This window comes from Bacteroides sp. BFG-637 (assembly GCF_024793605.1).
GTDB classification, from domain to species: domain Bacteria; phylum Bacteroidota; class Bacteroidia; order Bacteroidales; family Bacteroidaceae; genus Bacteroides; species Bacteroides vicugnae.
On record NZ_JANUPD010000002.1, the window covers coordinates 689,711 to 710,857 of the forward strand.

The window sequence follows — 21,147 nt, forward strand, 5'->3', positions numbered from 1 at the left end:
TAGCTGATTAGCAGAAAGTTATCCCCGATTTTTCAATAACAGCCGGGACGAAATCGGGACGGCTACCCTATATTAATCTAATAGCTTTTCAATTATCCCATTGTCTAAAATCAATCCAGACCATCTTCGTCATTTTGAGATCTGTCTTGGCTGAATCGTGCCCATAGCGGATACCACAGTTATAATGCACATAAGACTTTTGCAGATCAATGGCATCAGTAATGACAACAGAAACGACACCGGGCTGTGCATCTGAACTCAAAGAATAGATACACTGTTGTTGATGTAATTTCATACTGTTATTGATATGGCTTAAATAGTTCTGACGTAGCGTATAACCTCCCCATGTCACGTAATTGGGGGTCATAGCCTGCGCAGCATCAATCCATCGCTTTCCTTCGCTTGTTTCGTAAACAAAAGCTTCCGCTTTGTCGTAAAACTCACCGGGAATAAATTGCCAAAGTTTACTATACACCCCGTTTCCAAATTGTCCTTTACAAGAATAATCCATGGACAGAGTTTTATAAGATACATCTGTAGATGACTCTTTGCCAAATGATACTTGAAGAGCTTCCCAAGGTTTCTCTGTCAACTTGACGGGCGATACTTCAACAGATACTTTCCAAAAAGAGTTCTCTGTATAACTAGCTCCATGATTCACCGTTTGCGGTTGATAACTGACTTCCCGAAAAATACCTCCATCAGAGTGAATTGTCACCTCACTGGATGCTTGCCGCATCATATTCCAGATATAAGCATATACATCAATCCCCTTGGGAGTTGTATAATCCTTGATATTAGCCGTAAAACCATTGCCGGCAGTGTTTGTTACACTCAATATGCAGTTATTGTTTTTACTATATATCTGAAAGTTATAGGCATCTATTGACCAAGCATTATCTATTATCACATCCGGAGTGGCGCCCTCTTTCATCTTATAAGGAACCGCTTGCATGGAATAATTCATATCTCCTTGAGCATAGCCATAAATACGATTATAAATTTCAATACGTTTCAAAGCTTCTTTGTCAGCCATCTGTGCATTGTATCCGGGATCTAATTCCAGACTTTCAGGCAGATTATCGACAGAATGGGTCAATAACCTCCGGCTGAAAGATTTCACTCCCTTGCCTATCATATTATCCTTAGCATAGGGATCGGCAGAAGGGAAGATACGATAATGCTGAACGTTATCATAGTTGATACCATAATAGCCCGGTTCCATATATACCCCTATCAAAGAAAGCATTTCATTTTTTTGATCCTGCGTAGTCCCGGTTGCTATAATGTAGAAATCCCGTTTATAAAACTTCAGCATACGAAATAAAGATACCGGATATTTGCCGGAAATCACATCATTGATATTTAATACAACCGTCGCATAGATATCCGGGTTCTTAATATCAGTATTAAGCTCCGTCTCCGGATCTGCCATTTTATCATAGTCAACAATCGTTTTTTTCCCAATCTCCCAAGACGCAGGAATGTTGTTAAACAGGCGGGAAGTGATATCCTTTACTTCAGCATCATCGGTTCCCATACGAATCAGGACGACATCTTTCTTTTCTTCGTTACTATAATTAGCCACCGGATCATCGTTGATATCATCCTGTACACATGCCCCGAAAAAAAGGCTTGCAAGCAAGAGTGTCTTATATAATATTCTTGTTCTCATCGTAATCCCTTTTTAATAGTTCGTTTTACCAATTATTATAATCAATCCATACGGTAGTGGTTTTATGCACATCTACCGTTGTATCATAGGCTGTGCCGGCACTACTGGGCAAAGGATGTAGGACGGCCTGTCCCCAGCTGGTGAACCAGGCTCCTCCACGCTGCAACGCCATCCCATCAGTAATTTCAACAGCTACCACACCTGCCGATGCCCCAGTTGTCCGAGCAGTGATAGCACACTCCTGTTGGTAATTGAGCAGGTTTTGATTAAACTGCAAATCGTTATCATAGTCGCAGAAAACATTGTCCGTACCTGGAGTACCCGCCACATGATCGTAAAGAATATCATACCATGCAGGCGAAATCATAGCAGCACCATCAATCATGCCATTCGCTTTCATAGCCTTACTACCCCGAAAGAGAGTTTCAGGATACCACTTCCAGCAATACTCCATCTCGGCATCGGTGATAGTACGAGTCACCTCCCGAGTCATCTCCGATAATTGATAAGTGATGGATTTCCCCCAACAGTAATCACCTTTCAAAACGGGGCTTACTCCCAAATCAAAGCCTACGCTCTTGCTGTACGAATGCCCGATGGTACTTTCGGTTTCCGGCAGCCCGGGTGCAAAATCAATCAGTTTCAGGTTCAGTTGCGAGCGCTGGCCATCACGGATGTTAATCTTCGTATAGGCATTGTTACGCAATCCCCAAATTAGTGCCCAAACTTCATACATGGGTGGATTGTCGAGCGATACCAGTGAATTGTCAAGCCTGTTGGAGAATCCATTGCCACCCGAACTGTAGACGGCAATCATATTATCTCCATTGGTCGGAGCATAAATGCGTAGATTATATACATCAATAGTCCATTCCCTGTCTACCAGCCCATCATACCTTTTATCATCTCTTGGAACGTAATTCCGAATTTCCGCCGTATAAGGCAAAAGCGACTCATATCCCGTCATATGATATTTGTAGTCGCTAGTATAAACATAAAAACGGTTGCTGATATAAATTTTCTTCATAGCATGCAATGCCCGCGCAGTTACTTCCGGAGCCGATGGATCATCTGTAGGTCCGGGAGCAGAAAACATATCACGTGTGTTGGGAATAAGCCCTCCAGTACCACAAAGTTTCTTCAAAGCATCCGGATCATTCACATCATAATAAGCATACCGTTGCTCACGCGGAAAACTAACTTTATAATATCCCTTATCTACATAAAGTCCGAAAAGTTTCAGCATTTGTTCTTTCAAATCTTCGCCTTTGCTGTCATTGGCAATCAGGATCACTCCCTGACGATTGTGACGAACATCTTGTATCATTTCAGGAGTATATGTACCCGCGATAAAATCGGCAACATTGCCAACGATAGTCAAGTCATTCAGTGTATCTCTTGCCATCGCGACCAATGTTGCCGACTTATCAACTCCAGGTAAATCGTTAAAAGACAACGCCTTGTCATAGTGGTTCACTGCTTGCAGCTGATCTGCAATCTTCTTTGTTTCTGCACTTGCTCCATTAAGCCAGATGAGATAACTACCAGATTGGGCAGTTAGCTCGATAGCATCAGTCTCCTTATCGGTTGTAACCAATGAATCTTCTGCATTAATCGGATCGTCCATATCACAGGAGTAAAATGCAAGCAAAACAAACAGAAAAACAAATAAAGTTTTCATATTCGTATACATTTAAAAGTGAAACAATATGCCACATTCACCGACCAAATGTGACGATTCTGATTCCTTCGTCTATGTAAAGAGAACATACAGCAAAACGAATAGGTTCAGCCCAGTATATTCCAAGGTTAATATGCAGGCTATCAGAAAGAAATGATTTATGCTTGAAATTCCCATGAACACTATAATATAGGAAATTATTAGAACTTTCTAATTTGTATTATTTAATTGTTTTAGCAGCCCGAAGGGCCTCATCATAGCTATAGTCTGATATAAAAATTAATATATCAGTATAAATTACACAACAGAATACCGCTGTATATTATATAAAGTTTTCTAACCACTTTAGTCCCATTATTAGCATACAATTTACATTTCATCAGTTCAGCTTCTTCTACTGAACCAACCACATCAATCCATAAGTTTTTTTTTCATGATTTGATTCTCTTTCGTACGGTTCTGAATTAAACAAGTCATAAAATTTAGGCACGGATTACACGGATTACACGGTAGCTTTGCGCACTCACTACGCTAAAACCGTGAAATCCGTGTAATCCGTGCCTAAAAAGAATCATAAGCATTTGATTCATTTCCATACCGTTACGTTAATGATTATGATAGGATTTATTATCCTTTTGACCAAAAGATTTTCAATCTTTCTAATTAATTAAAAGTCAACCTTTTGCATCTTAGTCTTGACATTTTCTGCTCTTTCAGCCAAGCAGCAATCTTAAGATCGTAAAAGCCTTGATATATTCTCTTCTAAAAAAAGGTGGGGAAGCTTTACCTGCTATCCATCGGTACACAGATGCAGTAGTCGAGCTCGGCAAGTCAGCAATCCGTTTTATTGTATCAGTTTGCTAATTCGGAAAGCTTTATATACTTACTAAATGCCATGATTGATAAAATTTTAATTTATACTAATGTTATTACAAGATGTTTTATTAACTTCGTGGTGTTATTTTTATAACACGATGCAAACATGGAGCATTTATCTGTAAAATTCAACCAATTTATAGAATTTCTCTCTGTACAATTAAAAACAATTTAGCAAACCGATACATGACTGTAAAAGAAAGACTTATAAATTTTATAAAATATAAAGGTTTAAGCCAATGTAAGCGAATCAGATTTGGAAAAATAATCTATATAGTTTCAAAATACTAATTAACAATGCAATAATTTTGATGAACATTATGAAAAATAATAGTAAGAATGAAGCCCCGTTATCCGGGATGCAATCGGGACGAGAAAGTTCTAACCGTGAGATTTTAAGGAGTATAACTATTTAATAATCAGTTACCCTTGCGAGAGAATAATTGCGCGACAATTCGCCTCATTCCGACAAAAACAAAGGGTAGCTTTCTGGAGTACAGCAAGTTGCCCTTTATTTCTATTCAGTCACCTGAACAAATTCAGGACGAATATGTAATAAAAAACAACCCATTATATCATGAAAAACAGGATTTATCTCTTTACAGTAGCAGTAGCTTCTTTTATGTGCATCAGTTGCACAAAGACTCAAACTATCCTTTCCGAGAATGAAAAGACAGTCAATCCTCCCATCATGGGATGGAGTTCATGGAATGCATTTCGTGTAGATATCAGCGAAGACATCATCAAGCATCAAGCCGACCTGATGGTGAAAAAAGGTCTGAAAGATGCCGGATATCATTATGTCAATGTTGATGACGGCTATTTCGGAAAGCGCGATGACAACGGGATTATGCATACCCACGAACAACGTTTCCCGAATGGGATGAAACCGATTGCGGATTACGTTCACAGCTTGGGAATGAAAGCCGGTCTCTATACCGATGCGGGCAACAGCACATGTGGCTCCATGTGGGACAATGATACAGCAGGTATAGGAGCTGGTATCTATGGACACGAACCACAAGACGCCCAATTGTACTTTGGCGACTGGGGTTTCGACTTTATCAAAATTGATTATTGCGGAGGAGATGCGCTGGGACTTAATGAAAAGGAACGATACACTTCCATCCGGAACAGTATAGACAAAGTAAACAAAGATGTTTCCATCAACATCTGCCGATGGGCTTTTCCAGGCACTTGGGCTAAAGATGCAGCAACTTCCTGGCGTATCAGTGGAGATATTAATGCACATTGGGGATCATTAAGATATGTAGTAGGAAAGAATCTCTACCTGTCAGCCTATGCCGGAAACGGACATTATAATGACATGGATATGATGGTCATCGGATTCCGTAACGACAGTAAAGTAGGCGGACAAGGTCTTACTCAGACAGAAGAAGAAGCTCATTTCGGTTTATGGTGTATCATGAGCTCTCCTTTGCTTATCGGATGCAATCTGGAAAACATGCCGGATTCTTCGCTCGAACTGCTGACTAATAAAGAACTGATTGCCCTCAACCAAGATCCGCTGGGCTTGCAGGCCTATGTAGTGCAGCATGAAAATGAAGGCTATGTACTCGTTAAAGATATTGAACAGAAACGTGGGAATGTACGTGCAGTAGCTCTTTACAATCCTTCCGATACCATCTGCAGTTTCTCCGTGCCGTTCTCTTCACTGGAATTTGGAGGAAACGTAAAAGTACGTGATCTGGTAAAACATAGTGATTTAGGAAACTTCTCCGGTACCTTCGAACAAACGCTTCCTGCACACAGTGCCATGTTTCTCCGCATAGAAGGTGAAACACGCTTGGAACCGACCTTGTACGAAGCGGAATGGGCTTATTTACCTCTTTTCAATGACCTTGGCAAAAATCCTAAAGGTATTCTTTATGCCCATGATAAGGAAGCCTCCGGCAAAATGAAAGTAGGTTTCCTTGGCGGACAACCGGAAAATTATGCCGAATGGCGGGAAGTATATAGCGAAGATGGCGGACGCTATGATATGACCATCCATTATTTATATGGCAAAGGACGACAAATAGAACTGGACGTAAACGGCATCATTACCAAAATCGACTCTCTGGGAGAGGATAATGGTCATAACCAAATCACAGTTCCCGTCGAATTAAAAGCCGGATACAACACTATTCGCATGGGTAATAGTTATAACTGGGCACCGGATATCGACTGCTTCACTCTGAAGAAAGCGCTGTAATTTGACTATATAACCTCATCTATTAAAAGGAGCAATAACGGAATAAATGTGCCCCTAAAAGTTTTTCATCTTACTTTTAGGAGGCACTTTAAAATCCATTATTGCTCCTTTTTAGTTTAGATACTGTCTAGTAATCCGTATCATATTTGATCTCTTCATACTTATTCCTGTTTATTCCGGTGTTATCATAATCACCGCTTCCTCTCTTACATTCACCTGCAAACGTGCATCTTCTGTCAGAGGTGTCCAGACCACCCGCTTACATTCTCCTTTCTGCAGATCATTAGAGTGACGATCGCTGCCACTCAGATATTCCGTCCCCACTTCCGTATTCTCAAATGTCCATCTCCATACACCATCCAAATTCAAATAGAAGTTTTCAATTTTACTATCTTTTGCATGAAAGTCCAGTCCATTTCCCTGAATATCAAACGAACCAAGTCGGCAAGAATCCAATGATATGTTATAACGATTACCACGAACAAACAATGAATCTGTTTCAACATTTATCAGATTCAATTTCAAGCCTTCTGCATCAGCAATGATACTGGCCAGCGAATCCACAGCCAAACTCACATCAAAACCACTCACAAAGATATAATCTCTGTCCCGATACTTTTCCGGACTATTGTTCACATTAAGATCTAACTTCATAAACAAAGTATCATCCTTTTGGGTAACATTCAAATAGTCCCCTTTGGGATATGAAACCTGTTCTTTCCCTGACGAAGCGGCAGTAGATCCTATTTTCATTTCGCCGCTAATAAACACACGTCTCGTTTCAGGTACTCCATCCTGGCTGGTAAACACCTTTATAACATGTATGCCATTCAAATCCATCTTCACCTGTTCATTACCCAAAAAGGCTCCATCTTCCTGATACGGCTTCCCCGACATAAATATGAAAATAATAGTTGCCACAATTACAATCAATCCGGAAACGAGAAGGCCTATAAATATATAAGTAGTACGTTTCATAATATTTCGTCTTTATTCTATTTCTGCTTTTTTATAAACTCATGATACATTGTCTCTATTTCTTTTATCGGTATATCAAGCGTATACAACTGACGAAAGAAATAGTCCAATTCTTCCTTCAAAAAGGTATCTTTACGGAGAGAATGAATCAATTCTTTTGCTCCCGAAGCTACAAAATACCCTATGCCACGTTTATTATAAATAATATTTTGTACCTGAAGATAGTCAAAGGAACGCATCACCGTATTAGCATTCACCTCCACAATGGCAGCATACTCTCTGACAGAAGGAATCCGCTCCTCTTCCGGATATTGCCCCAGCAATATCTCATCACAGATTCTATCTGCAATCTGTAAATAAATAGCTTTACTTTCTTTAAAATTCATAGGTTAAGGTATTACATTCTATTAATAATTTCAGACTCCTTAAAGCGGAAATAAGCCAGTGTCCAATTCACCAACGCAAAAAAGATGCCGACGCCAATTACGATCCACATGACAACTTCCTGTGACTCCAATACGCCTCCTGAATAGTGCTTGTTACTGCCTTCCAACAACCCCCTACTCACCAAAGCAGCCACTAAAAAATATACTATGCCTATAATCGTTCCCGATGCAAATGTTTTCAAAAAAGAATTCTTAGGCCAAATAGAGCTACCTAACACAAATAAGGATTGAACAAAGAAATACCCTGATATCAGCGCTCCAAATTCCAACCCTCGCCTGCATAAAGTATAATATTTTTCATCACCAACCAAATGTGACAAGTCGACAGGAGTAATAAAATCCTTCTCCGGATAGGCTAAAGAATAGACAGCAAAGCGCGTATAGTCCGCCAACTTATAACATATCAGGAAAACAACCAGATACACAACCGTAAATACAAACCATCTGGAGAAAAACTTCTCGAAAGGAGTTGCCGGAATCATTAACATGGAAGTACGGCTCGTTTTCGTTTTCATCTTTTCCATTGTAAACGAAGCACTCAAACAGCCGAATCCCCACAAAGCCCAGATAAAAGTGACAAGAAGAAATACCCACGCCGGATCCTCCTGATAATTATAAGTACCTCTATACTTAAAATATCCATTCCAAACCATTACCACTGCCATCACTCCATACATCAACACCATACGAAGCACATTCGATCTCCAATTCTCCACCATCTCCTTACGGCAGAGATTTATAAAACGAGGCAAACTGAAAAAAGTATCTTTTATCATCGTCTTTTATTTTTGAGTGTGAAACAATCGGGCAATCTCTTCAGGAGTAGCCAGTGTAGCATTAAAAAGAAGTTCCAGGTTTAGTTCCGACTCGTCCTGCTTTTCATTAGGAAGGATCAGGTAGTTACCCTGAATAGTAGGAATTGCAAAAAGTGCACTTTTGGCCAATTCCCGATCATCACTCTCCACAAAGAAAAGTTTGTCGCAAATATTACTTGTCGACTCATCCAGCAACACACGGCTGTCATCCATAATCAACACATGATCGAGCACTTTGTCTATGTCACGAACCTGATGCGTGGAAATCACAATCGTTTTATCGTCCGACATACCTGATGCTATAAACTTACGAAACTGACTTTTGCCGGGAATATCCAGCCCGTTGGTCGGTTCATCCATCAACAAAAGAGAGGTATTCGTAGCAAGCGCAAAACTCATGAACACTTTCTTTTTCTGCCCCATAGAAAGCGCTCCGAGATCAATATCTATATCCATCTCAAAATAATGAAGATATTTGATCATCTCTTCCTTACTGAAACGAGGATAAAAAGGACTGTTCAACTCAATATAGCTGACCAAAGAAACCGAAGGCAACTCAAATTCTTCGGGAACTAAAAACATATCCTGCAAAGTAACCGGCAACCGACGGCGCACATCTGTATCGTGGAACATCACTTTACCGTTTTTAGGAGTCAACAAGCCGGACATCAGATAGAGAAGAGTAGATTTTCCCGCGCCATTCTTTCCCAACAGTCCATATACCCTGCCGGATTCGAACGAAAGCGAAAAATCATGTAGTACCGCACGCTTCGATTTACGATAAGTAAATGAAAGATTTTCTACTGTAATCATAGTATTTCTGTTTAATGAATAATGTTCTTTAGGTGTATTAGTGTAATAGTACACCACAAAAGTAGACAATCTTTTGAATATTCCAATAGAAAAGAAGAAAAAAGTACAAAAAAAGGAGGAGCTAAGATCACTCTCCACTCCTCCTGTCACGACAAACAACTAAAATTATTCACTATTTGATGCCGTCCAATGCCCTTTTAGCAGTAGCATTAGCGGGGTCTATAGCCAGAATTTTACTCCAGTATTCGATGGATTTATCTTTATTAGCCTTTGCTTCCGCTTTCAATGCCGGATTTTCGATAGCTAACAAATAGTAATATCCAAGATAACTGTAGCATTCAACCAAAGCAGAATTGTAATGAGGATCGTTTTTGCTTTCCAATAAAGCGGCCACCTCCTCATAGAAAGGTTTCGCAAGTCCTTGAGTTGTCTCAGGATCAAGTGCTGAATTGGCACGAGCTCTCCAGAAGTTACCCAAATAGCTGTCCGGCGCTGCTTCTGCAATTGCATGGAAAGTAGAATCGGCGGACATTAACGCTTGCTTGCGTTCTTCAACAGTGATTGCTAATGAATCAGGTTGCGTACCAGCACCGTAATAAAGTCGACCAAACTGGAACTGTAAGTCCGGAGTCTGTTTTTCTTTATCAAGAGATGAATAATATTTCTGGTAAGCACTGATTGCTTTCTTATAATCATTCTTCTGTTCGTATGCAGAAGAGATATTCTTATATAAATCCGTCTTTGTCGGATCCATCTTTACCGCTTTCTCATATTGTACCACTGCATCATCATATTTTTTCAGACTCTCCAGCAGATGTCCATAATACATATAATCCAAATATGAATAATCGGCTTTATCACATTCCTTGAAGAAGACATCTGCAGCCTTCAACGCTTCATCAAAACGCTTCAGGTCAGTATAATTATACATTGCCAAACGATTGAACGCAGCATGGTGGGCATTCTTTTGCAATCCCATATTAGCTACTTCGAGTGATTTATCAAAATCATGGTTCAAAAATAGAGCAAAAGCATACTTCACCAAATCTTCTTCCGTAGCAGTAGGTCCCATTGCAAAATTCGCATAAGCCTCTACCGCTTTATTAAAATCATTTTTTAAATAGTAAATCTCGGCTAATTTTTTATCTACAGCTGTGTTGGACGGTTCCAGTTCCTTCAATTGGTTCAGCTTCTCAATGGCAAGACTTGCATTGGCTGATTTATAAATATCTGCATATTTCAGATAAGCTTCCGTACATTTCGGATCGAAATAAATTGCCTCCTCATACTTTTGAGAAGCCAGACCCGCATTTTTCTGTTTTACGGCAATATTTCCTTCCAATACAGAAGCAAGAGCCGATTTACCATTCGCTTTTCTGGCAAGAGCTGCATACTCCTGCGCTTCTGGAATCTTGTCAGCATTCAGATATGCATCTCCAATAGCTACCAGCAATTCCACATTTTTCTTATTTTTTCCTTTAATCAGATGCTCAGCTTCTTCAGCAGCCTGTGCCGGATTCGTCTGAATAGTTTCTTTCAATTTCGCAACCCCGGCCTGCCATTCGGCATCAGATGATTGCGCATAGAGCGACCCTACTGCTATAAACGCTCCAGCTAAAAACATTTGTACTCTTTTCATTATAGTCTCTAATTTTAGTTATTATTCGTCTTTCACGTGGACAATACGTACCGGCTGAGTAGCCGGAACAAGTCCGGATTTTAATATAATCCTCTGCCCTTTGTCGGATGTCATAAAAGAAGCAAATCCCCAAGGCAGCCCACTGCGAGGATCATTCAGCAATGCATAAATAGATCGTGCCAACGGATAGTTACCATAAAACAAGTAAGCCTGATAAGGTTTATAACTGTTAGCAGGAGTTGCTACATCCTCTGCACTCACTGACATCACTCTGATCTCTTCGCGAAAAGAAAGATTGGTTGTATCACTGCGGTTCCCCAACCAGTTTACTCCAATAACTCCCATAGCATCGGGATTATTCGCTACATAATCTATCACCTGCTGGTTGGTTTTCAAGGCACTGACGTTACCTTCAGCCAACTCTTTTCCACCACAGATTGAATCCATTGCAAAACGTACGGTACTGGAGTTCTTATTATCGAACACCACCTGAATCCCTTTCAAACGGGAATTCGGATTTACCTCTTTCCAGTTTTTCACTTCACCGGTAAGGATGCGGCGGAAATCACGTACACTCAACAAAGAATCCGGATTAGCACGATTCACAATCAATGCCAGACCATCCGTAGCCAATTTTATCTCGCGAGGGAAAAACTTACGGCTGTGGAATGAATTCATTTCTTCCTTAGTCAGTGTCCGGGTTGCAATAGCCAACCGGACACTGTCTTTCAGAAGTAAATTTATCGCTTCCACTTCAGTTGTGTAGCGAGGGACAATCCCGGCCAAAGGGTAAAGGCTTTCAAACACCTCTATCTCTTCTTGTATGATAGGTTCAAAACTCTCATCCGCTGCGATAGATACCACACCGGAAGAATAAGTATCCGTCGGTCCTTTTGACTTTGAGTTACAAGCACTCAACGTCGCTAACACAACAATTCCTATCAGCCTTAATTGTCTCTTCATCATTCTTTACTGTAGTTTAAACATTACCGGAACGGTGAACTTCACACGTACCGCTTTTCCATTCTGCTTACCAGGGAGCCATTTCGGCATGCTTTTTACCACACGAACAGCTTCCTTATCCAAATAAGGGTCTACACCACGAGCCACATGTACGTCAGAAATAGAACCATCACGTTCCACAACAAACTGTATAATAACGCGACCTTGTGTTCCATTCTCCTGTGCAATAGTCGGATATTTGATATTCTTACCCAGGTAAGCCATCAATTCAGACTGTCCACCGGGGAAAGTCGGCATCTGTTCTACCATATCGAAAACCTTTTCCGGTTCCGGTGCAGCCTGTGTTACCACCTGCTTAAGGTCTGCGATATCTTTACCGTTAGCCTCGTCATTACCTTTTACGTCGGCAATGGAGATAGATACTTTGGTAGCATTCAAATCTTCCTGGCTCTTGATTTCATTGTCTTCATGCACTTCTTCATCCTTCTTGATGACAGGAGCTGTAAACTTGATAGAACTCTTCAATGCAGGGGGAGGAGGTGCCACCGGTTCAACGCGTTTCATCTCTTCCTGTTTGATTTCAGGTTCTTCCAATTTTGACAGAGTAGTTACTTCTGTCATCACTTCTTTCTGCTCCGGAGTTGCCAACTTAAGCAGTGTAGGGATACTAAATCCAACCGCCGCTATGACCACTACAATCAACATAGCGACATTATGTCGTTTTGTTGAATTGGCACGCAGTCTATATGCGCCGTATGCTTGGTTTTTGCCTTCAAAAATCAGTTGACACCATTCCGAAGAAGCTAAATCTAATTTTGCCATTTTACTTTTCTTTTTTAGGTGTTACATCAATTATCGGCTAAGTTCTGTGACAATCCACCTTTCGCATCGTAATTCTTAATCAAGAATTCATCAGCTTCAGCGATATCTGTTATCACATATTTACCAATATTACATATCTGCATTTCGTCCAGCGCGTCAATCAGATTCATATAAGAAGCATCATCGGTAGCTTTGATAATTACGGTCGGTGTATCCTTTCCGCTCTTTATCTCAGAAACCTGCTTCTTAAATTCATCATCCGTGATCTTTAGATCAAGTTTTTGCTGCTTCAATTCCCTTACTTTATTGACAGCAACAGCATTCTTCTGAAGAAGTACGGCACGCAGTCCATCTGCGCCGTAGCTAGTTTCTTTCAACGAGGTATAATCCTTATAATTAGGTTCTCCCTCGTAATAATAGAGTTTGTTATCAGCTCCCAGCAATAACGTAATTGCTTGTGAAGCCTTCACCATACTCTTTTGTTGTTCAGTTATATCTTTGTCATTACTCGGCATGCTTATCTCCATCGTCTGAGGTTTGCTCAGTGTGGTACAAAGCATAAAGAAAGTAATCAGCAACATGTTCATGTCCACCATCGGTGTAAAGTCCACCCGGACAGATATTTTCTTTTGCTTGCTTTTTCCTCTTTTTCCGCCGCTCTCTTGTACTTCAGCACTCATTGTATTTCCTCCTTTTTAATTTTCAGATTCTGCTTTGAGAGAAGTAATCAGATTGTACCGATTTTCCCGCAAATCCTGAAGTGAGTTCATAACGTTCTTTATCACTGAGTATGGAGTCGTAGCGTCTGCCTTGATAGCAATACGTAGATCAGCGTTAGCAGTACGTGCATTACGTACCCACGATTTAAACTGATTGTCAACACTATCGCATGGAATACCTTCATTCTTTAAGATCTTATCCCGTTGATCTTCCGGGAGATCAAGATATTTCTGCATACTTCTGATAGGTACTCCAAAAGTAGAAGACAAGATAAATCTCTTCTCCTGTTCCGGAGTAAACTTAATGCCATACTCTTCACCCATGCTCTCCAATACAGCCTGCATATCCTGCTGCTTGTCGAGGCTCATAAATATTTTTCCTTCCGGATCAACCAGAATCTGGAGTACATTCGTCTCCGGAATCTTGATTTCCGATACGGAAGCCGGAGTGGTAACTTGTACTGGTTCTTTCTTCACAAATGTTGAAGTCAACATAAAGAAAGTCAGAAGCAATACAGTAACGTCACTCATAGCTGTCATATCTATGAACGTACTTTTCTTTTTTAATTTGCGCTCTACCCATGATTAATAATAGATTTTATAAGGGTTCGCAGAATTAGTGAGTAGCAGCAAAAGTTTGCACGATAGAGAATCCGACTTCGTCGAGTCCGTAAGTCAATTTATCGATTTTGTTAGTGTAATAGTTGTAAGAGATAACAGCCAATGCACCAGTCAAGATACCGAAAGCAGTGTTAATCAAAGCTTCAGAGATACCTTGTGACAAAGCCATAGAGTCGGCACCACCACCAGCAGACAAAGCAGCAAATGAACGGATCATACCGATTACAGTACCAAGCAATCCCATCAATGTACCCAAAGTAGTGATAGTAGCGATGATCGGAAGGTTTTGTTGCATCATAGGCATTTCCAAAGCAGTAGCTTCTTCAAGTTCTTTCTGGATAGCCAACAGCTTCTGTTCTTTAGGAAGAGCAGTGTTCTTTTCCATTTCTTCATACTTACGCAAAGTAGAAGTTACTACGTTAGCAACAGAACCACGTTGTTTGTCACAGATTTCCTGTGCTTTCTTCATGTCACCTGCAGCTAAAGCGTCTTTGATATTAGCTACAAACTTAGCCAATGAACCTTTACCGAAAGCAGAACGAAGAGCAAAATAACGCTCGATGCTCAAAGCAAGTACAGTTAACAACAATGTCTGGATAATAGGTACGATGATACCACCTTTGTAAATAGTACCCAACATGTTCAACGGGTGATTGTTAGGGTCATTGTTCATAAAGTTGGACGGGTTACCTAATAGGAATTGAAAGATACATACAGCTATTACTAAACAGCAGATGATTACGATACCGGCATTCTTTATACCTACAACTTGAGTTTTTTTAGTAGTTTCCATAATAAGTTTTTTTGTTAAGAAATTAATTTTAGTTATTTAGGAAGTAAATATTTCGATTAGACACACTGCGCTACAGACCCTGCAACTTTTAAAAGGTAAAGTCACACGGTTTCATACAGAGTACGAAAAAAACGAATAAAAATAGGGGGAAAAGACTAAATAAGGATGCGTCTTAAAGCGAACACATAGTAGTCGCTACACGTAATGGAGTAATGTGGATCCTTATCCGAATAAAAAGATTTACTTTGATCTAATACTAAAGAGTTTTCTCTTAACACGAGAAACTTATGCATAACGTCTTTCAAGGAGTCATTGATTTCAATGATTCTACGCAGACGATAATTATTCGAGTTTGATTCTGATACGAGTTTAAGTCCTAATTCTACATCAGAAACAGATAAAGAACGGACGCTATCATAGCTAACAGACTGCCCATCTACAGAAGAGCGTTGACGGCTGTCAGAAGATAATTCTGATAATTGGCAAGAGGAGTCACTAAAAATACGGGGAGAGAAATTCATAGTATTCCCGCTTACGCTAAATGATAGCATCAGCAGAAGAAAAGCTAATATGAATTTCGGAGAAAGTTTCATTGTATTTTTAGTTGTTTAATCGATTACAATAGATTCAGCCACAAATGTAGCAATTAATTGTATATGTTTATCGTCATTCACATCATTTAAACATTAAAGTTTAACTCTTCTATAGAAACAAGCTACAATATGTTTTGTTCAATGAATTGGCGACTTAATGTGTTAAAAAAAACATATCCTCCGAATATCCAGAGTTTTAAGGAATTAAAAATCCCCTTCAATATTTCTACTGAAGGGGACTCTTTAAAAACGGCGGCTACCTACTCTCCCACTGTTACGCAGTACCATCGGCGTGACGAGGCTTAACTTCTCTGTTCGGAATGGGAAGAGGTGGAACCCTCGTGCTATAACCACCTGAATAAGGTTATGACATGATGAAAAGTAAAACTTCAGTGTATAGCAAGCTAAACGTATATACCCAACCGATACATGTTCGAAAGAAAGTGAACGGGCAATTAGTAATGCTCGGCTTTGATGTTACCACCTTTACACCTGCATCCTATCAACGTCATCGTCTTTGACGACCCTAAGAAATCTAATCTTGTGGCTGGCTTCGTACTTAGATGCTTTCAGCACTTATCCAATCCCGACTTAGATACCCAGCAATGCACCTGGCGGCACAACTGGTAAACCAGCGGTCAGTCCAACACGGTCCTCTCGTACTAGTGTCAGAGCCACGCAAATTTCATACGCCCACGATAGATAGAGACCGAACTGTCTCACGACGTTCTGAACCCAGCTCGCGTGCCACTTTAATGGGCGAACAGCCCAACCCTTGGGACCTTCTCCAGCCCCAGGATGTGACGAGCCGACATCGAGGTGCCAAACCCCTCCGTCGATATGAGCTCTTGGGAGGGATCAGCCTGTTATCCCCGGAGTACCTTTTATCCTTTGAGCGATGTCCCTTCCATACGGAAACACCGGATCACTATGCTCTAGTTTCCTACCTGATCGACTTGTCTGTCTCCCAGTCAAGCGCCCTTATGCCATTACACTCTACGGACGGTTACCAATCGTCCTGAGGGCACCTTTAGAAGCCTCCGTTACACTTTTGGAGGCGACCACCCCAGTCAAACTACCCACCAAACAGTGTCCTCGCAGCAGCGAGTTAGAACTCAAATAATCAAAGGGCCGTATTTCAACAGCGACTCCACAAATACTGGCGTACCTGCTTCGAAGTCTCCGGCCTATCCTACACATCAATTACCCAAATTCAATGTTAAGCTATAGTAAAGGTTCACGGGGTCTTTTCGTCCCATCGCGGGTAATCGGCATCTTCACCGATACTACAATTTCACTGAGCTCACGGTTGAGACAGTGTCCAGATCATTACACCATTCGTGCAGGTCGGAACTTACCCGACAAGGAATTTCGCTACCTTAGGACCGTTATAGTTACGGCCGCCGTTTACTGGGGCTTCAATTCAATGCTTCTCTTGCGATGACATCTCCTCTTAACCTTCCAGCACCGGGCAGGTGTCAGGCTGTATACGTTATCTTTCAATTTGGCACAGCCCTGTGTTTTTGTTAAACAGTTGCCTGGACCTATTCTCTGCGCCCAACTCTCGTTGGGACCCTTTATCCCGAAGTTACAGGGTCAATTTGCCTAGTTCCTTAACCGTGAATCACTCAAGCGCCTTAGTATATTCAACCCGACTACGTGTGTCCGTTTGCGGTACGGGTACCTTAAAGATTAAGTTTAGCGGATTTTCTTGGGAGTATGTTTACACGCACTATTACCTCATTCCGAAGAATTTGGTATACTATCAGGTTCGACTCTTGCGGTGGATTTGCCTGCCGCAATCAACATCTACACCCTTCAACGGACTATTCCGTCAGTCCGCGGCGCTGTCACTCCTCCGTCTCCACGTCACTCTTTAAGGTAGTACAGGAATATTAACCTGTTCTGCCATCGGCCTCACCGTTCGGCTGAGCCTTAGGACCCGACTAACCCTGATCCGATTAGCGTTGATCAGGAAACCTTAGTCTTTCGGCGAGGGGGTTTCTCACCCCCTTTATCGTTACTTATACCTACATTTGCTTTTCCACACGCTCCAGCAAAGCTCACGCTTCACCTTCGACGCGGAGTGGAATGCTCCCCTACCGATCATTACTGATCCCATAGCTTCGGTAAATTGCTTGATGCCCGATTATTATCCACGCCAAACTCCTCGACTAGTGAGCTGTTACGCACTCTTTAAATGAATGGCTGCTTCCAAGCCAACATCCTAGCTGTCTTAGCAATCTGACTTCGTTAGTTCAACTTAGCAATTATTTCGGGACCTTAGCTGATGGTCTGGATTCTTCTCCTTTAGGACATGGACCTTAGCACCCATGCCCTCACTCCTGGGATCGAACTACTGCGCATTCGGAGTTTATCAAGACTTGATAGGCGGTGAAGCCCTCGCATCTTATCAGTCGCTCTACCTCACAGTAGTAATTCCCAAGGCTGCACCTAAATGCATTTCGGGGAGTACGAGCTATCTCCAAGTTTGATTAGCCTTTCACCCCCACCCTCAGTTCATCCGGAAGCTTTTCAACGCTTATCGGTTCGGTCCTCCAGTTAGTGTTACCTAACCTTCAACCTGACCAAGGGTAGATCACTTGGTTTCGCGTCTACTCCTTCCGACTAATCGCCCTGTTCAGACTCGCTTTCGCTTCGGCTTCATGTCTTGAGACACTTAACCTTGCCGGAAAAAGTAACTCGTAGGTTCATTATGCAAAAGGCACGCCGTCACTGCTTACGCAGCTCCGACCGCTTGTAGGCGCACGGTTTCAGGGACTATTTCACTCTTCTATTCGAAGTGCTTTTCACCTTTCCTTCACAGTACTGGTTCGCTATCGGTCTCTCGGGAGTATTTAGCCTTACCGGATGGTCCCGGCAGATTCACGCAAGATTTCTCGTGTCCCGCGCTACTCAGGATACCACTACGCTTCGTTTCACTTCGTATACCGGACTATCACCGTCTATGGTCCCATTTTCCAAAGGGTTCTACTCATGAAATGTCTTGCGATGTCGTGGTCCTACAACCCCAATATTGCCGTAACAACATTGGTTTGGGCTAATCCCCGTTCGCTCGCCACTACTAGGGGAATCATTATTATTTTCTTTTCCTACAGGTACTAAGATGTTTCAGTTCCCTGCGTTAGCTTCCAACTAGGTTGGATGACATTCCTTCAGAATGCCGGGTTGTCCCATTCGGAAATCTTCGGATCAAAGGTTATTTGCACCTGCCCGAAGCTTATCGCAGCTTATCACGTCCTTCATCGCCTCCGAGAGCCAAGGCATCCGCCATGCGCCCTTGCTTACTTTCTTTCAAACTTCTTAAATTGAAAATTGAGAATTGAGAATTAAAAAATAATACTCAATAACAATATCAATCACGTACGGTTTGATATATACTTTTAGCTCTTACTAAAATTTTACTTTTTGTACATCATGTCAAAGATCGTTTCTCTTTTCAGAGATCGTGGAGAATAACGGATTCGAACCGTTGACCCTCTGCGTGCAAGGCAGATGCTCTAGCCAGCTGAGCTAATCCCCCAAGAGGTTATCAAGAATTACTGTATTCCGCTTACGCGTCATTCCTTCGTTCTTGAGCTTGGTAGTCCCAGGCAGAGTTGAACTGCCGACCTCTACATTATCAGTGTAGCGCTCTAACCAACTGAGCTATAGGACTAGTTCAACCTTGTCTACCTGTATGTTAGACTCGGCTTCTTTTTTCTCTTGTTTATCTCTATCTATACTTCTATAGATGGTTGATCTATATATTATAAATAAACAAGTACCAGTAGTACAAAAAACAGAACCTTTAAAGTCTTTAAGTGGCTGTCACGTTTAGGTGACAGTTACGACATCGCTCCAGAAAGGAGGTGTTCCAGCCGCACCTTCCGGTACGGCTACCTTGTTACGACTTAGCCCCAATTACCAGTTTTACCCTAGGACGCTCCTTGCGGTTACGTACTTCAGGTACCCCCGGCTTTCATGGCTTGACGGGCGGTGTGTACAAGGCCCGGGAACGTATTCACCGCGCCATGGCTGATGCGCGATTACTAGCGAATCCAGCTTCACGAAGTCGGGTTGCAGACTTCGATCCGAACTGAGAGAGGTTTTTGGGATTAGCATCCTGTCACCAGGTAGCTGCCTTCTGTACCCCCCATTGTAACACGTGTGTAGCCCCGGACGTAAGGGCCGTGCTGATTTGACGTCATCCCCACCTTCCTCACATCTTACGACGGCAGTCTCTCCAGAGTCCTCAGCGTGACCTGTTAGTAACTAAAGATAAGGGTTGCGCTCGTTATGGCACTTAAGCCGACACCTCACGGCACGAGCTGACGACAACCATGCAGCACCTTCACAAATGCCTTGCGGCTATATAGTTTCCTACATATTCATTTGCAATTTAAGCCCGGGTAAGGTTCCTCGCGTATCATCGAATTAAACCACATGTTCCTCCGCTTGTGCGGGCCCCCGTCAATTCCTTTGAGTTTCACCGTTGCCGGCGTACTCCCCAGGTGGAATACTTAATGCTTTCGCTTGGCCGCTTACTGTATATCGCAAACAGCGAGTATTCATCGTTTACTGTGTGGACTACCAGGGTATCTAATCCTGTTTGATACCCACACTTTCGAGCATCAGTGTCAGTGACAGTCTAGTGAGCTGCCTTCGCAATCGGAGTTCTTCGTGATATCTAAGCATTTCACCGCTACACCACGAATTCCGCCCACCTCTACTGTACTCAAGACTGCCAGTTTCAACTGCAATTTTACGGTTGAGCCGCAAACTTTCACAACTGACTTAACAATCCACCTACGCTCCCTTTAAACCCAATAAATCCGGATAACGCTCGGATCCTCCGTATTACCGCGGCTGCTGGCACGGAGTTAGCCGATCCTTATTCATATGGTACATACAAAATTCCACACGTGGAAAACTTTATTCCCATATAAAAGAAGTTTACGACCCATAGAGCCTTCATCCTTCACGCTACTTGGCTGGTTCAGGCCTGCGCCCATTGACCAATATTCCTCACTGCTGCCTCCCGTAGGAGTTTGGACCGTGTCTCAGTTCCAATGTGGGGGACCTTCCTCTCAGAACCCCTATCCATCGTAGTCTTGGTGGGCCGTTACCCCGCCAACAAACTAATGGAACGCATCCCCATCGATAACCGAAATTCTTTAATAAAAATATCATGCGATATTCGTATACTATCCGGTATTAATCTTTCTTTCGAAAGGCTATCCCCGAGTTATCGGCAGGTTGGATACGTGTTACTCACCCGTGCGCCGGTCGCCATCTTCACTTTGCAAGCAAAATGAAATGCTGCCCCTCGACTTGCATGTGTTAAGCCTGTAGCTAGCGTTCATCCTGAGCCAGGATCAAACTCTTCATTGTAAAAGTATTTTTTATCATCCGTTAAGATGATCTTTTTGCTCTGTTCAGGACGCCGTAATTTTATTGACCTTATTCAAATACCTGTTAGTCTTAACTGTATCGCT

The 21,147-nt window shown here is 41.9% G+C and carries 13 protein-coding genes, 2 tRNA genes, 3 rRNA genes and 1 pseudogene; 1 reads left to right on the top strand and 18 read right to left on the bottom strand.

Features of this window, described 5'->3' with window-relative positions; translation table 11 throughout:
- Window positions 1-88 precede the first annotated feature (88 nt).
- Together NXX38_RS03035 and NXX38_RS03040 are read right to left on the bottom strand one after the other, a co-directional pair.
- Entirely contained in the window at window positions 89-1,675 is a 1,587-nt protein-coding gene (locus NXX38_RS03035; protein ID WP_258978590.1) for a hypothetical protein, read from the bottom strand.
- 25 nt (window positions 1,676-1,700) lie between these two features.
- Window positions 1,701-3,356, bottom strand: coding sequence for an ATP-binding protein (locus tag NXX38_RS03040; protein ID WP_195649941.1), 1,656 nt, complete (start codon window positions 3,354-3,356; stop codon window positions 1,701-1,703).
- Between the two features lie 1,453 nt (window positions 3,357-4,809).
- Between NXX38_RS03040 and NXX38_RS03045 the strand changes: the two genes are divergently transcribed.
- The gene (locus NXX38_RS03045; protein ID WP_234133714.1) at window positions 4,810-6,447 is read left to right on the top strand and encodes an alpha-galactosidase; all 1,638 of its coding nucleotides are present in this window, start codon (window positions 4,810-4,812) and stop codon (window positions 6,445-6,447) included.
- A 171-nt stretch (window positions 6,448-6,618) separates the two neighbouring features.
- Here NXX38_RS03045 and NXX38_RS03050 read toward each other — a convergent pair whose 3' ends face one another.
- From NXX38_RS03050 to NXX38_RS03125, 16 genes and pseudogenes are all read right to left on the bottom strand, one after another.
- Window positions 6,619-7,425 carry a hypothetical protein gene (locus tag NXX38_RS03050; RefSeq protein WP_195649943.1) on the bottom strand — a complete coding sequence of 269 codons (807 nt, stop codon included), beginning with the start codon at window positions 7,423-7,425 and terminating at the stop codon, window positions 6,619-6,621.
- A gap of 17 nt (window positions 7,426-7,442) precedes the next feature.
- Window positions 7,443-7,811 (bottom strand): GntR family transcriptional regulator, encoded by a 369-nt coding sequence (locus tag NXX38_RS03055; protein ID WP_004296279.1) that lies wholly within the window; start codon window positions 7,809-7,811, stop codon window positions 7,443-7,445.
- Between the two features lie 11 nt (window positions 7,812-7,822).
- Window positions 7,823-8,647, bottom strand: coding sequence for a hypothetical protein (locus NXX38_RS03060; RefSeq protein WP_217722341.1), 825 nt, complete (start codon window positions 8,645-8,647; stop codon window positions 7,823-7,825).
- A 6-nt stretch (window positions 8,648-8,653) separates the two neighbouring features.
- Window positions 8,654-9,499: an ATP-binding cassette domain-containing protein gene (locus NXX38_RS03065; protein ID WP_148367041.1), complete on the bottom strand. Its 846-nt coding sequence runs from the start codon at window positions 9,497-9,499 to the stop codon at window positions 8,654-8,656.
- A gap of 172 nt (window positions 9,500-9,671) precedes the next feature.
- Window positions 9,672-11,138 carry a tetratricopeptide repeat protein gene (locus NXX38_RS03070; protein WP_167511885.1) on the bottom strand — a complete coding sequence of 489 codons (1,467 nt, stop codon included), beginning with the start codon at window positions 11,136-11,138 and terminating at the stop codon, window positions 9,672-9,674.
- Between the two features lie 21 nt (window positions 11,139-11,159).
- Window positions 11,160-12,104, bottom strand: a complete 945-nt coding sequence (locus NXX38_RS03075; RefSeq protein ID WP_148367040.1) for a PstS family phosphate ABC transporter substrate-binding protein — start codon at window positions 12,102-12,104, stop codon at window positions 11,160-11,162.
- 3 nt (window positions 12,105-12,107) lie between these two features.
- The gene (locus NXX38_RS03080; RefSeq protein ID WP_148367039.1) at window positions 12,108-12,923 is read right to left on the bottom strand and encodes an energy transducer TonB; all 816 of its coding nucleotides are present in this window, start codon (window positions 12,921-12,923) and stop codon (window positions 12,108-12,110) included.
- 26 nt (window positions 12,924-12,949) lie between these two features.
- A complete protein-coding gene (locus tag NXX38_RS03085) occupies window positions 12,950-13,603 on the bottom strand; it encodes a biopolymer transporter ExbD (protein WP_122138839.1) in 654 nt (217 codons plus the stop codon).
- 15 nt (window positions 13,604-13,618) lie between these two features.
- Window positions 13,619-14,225, bottom strand: a pseudogene (locus NXX38_RS03090) (ExbD/TolR family protein).
- Between the two features lie 33 nt (window positions 14,226-14,258).
- Window positions 14,259-15,056: a MotA/TolQ/ExbB proton channel family protein gene (locus NXX38_RS03095; protein WP_148367038.1), complete on the bottom strand. Its 798-nt coding sequence runs from the start codon at window positions 15,054-15,056 to the stop codon at window positions 14,259-14,261.
- A 155-nt stretch (window positions 15,057-15,211) separates the two neighbouring features.
- Window positions 15,212-15,649 carry a hypothetical protein gene (locus NXX38_RS03100; protein ID WP_148367037.1) on the bottom strand — a complete coding sequence of 146 codons (438 nt, stop codon included), beginning with the start codon at window positions 15,647-15,649 and terminating at the stop codon, window positions 15,212-15,214.
- A gap of 247 nt (window positions 15,650-15,896) precedes the next feature.
- Window positions 15,897-16,007: ribosomal RNA gene (rrf, locus tag NXX38_RS03105) — 5S ribosomal RNA — on the bottom strand.
- A 77-nt stretch (window positions 16,008-16,084) separates the two neighbouring features.
- Window positions 16,085-18,964: ribosomal RNA gene (locus NXX38_RS03110) — 23S ribosomal RNA — on the bottom strand.
- A gap of 155 nt (window positions 18,965-19,119) precedes the next feature.
- Window positions 19,120-19,193 (bottom strand) — tRNA-Ala (locus NXX38_RS03115).
- A gap of 58 nt (window positions 19,194-19,251) precedes the next feature.
- Window positions 19,252-19,328 (bottom strand) — tRNA-Ile (locus NXX38_RS03120).
- A 186-nt stretch (window positions 19,329-19,514) separates the two neighbouring features.
- Window positions 19,515-21,043 (bottom strand): 16S ribosomal RNA (locus NXX38_RS03125).
- Together the 16S, 23S and 5S rRNA genes with 2 tRNA genes alongside form the textbook arrangement of a ribosomal RNA operon.
- Between the last annotated feature and the right edge of the window lie 104 nt (window positions 21,044-21,147).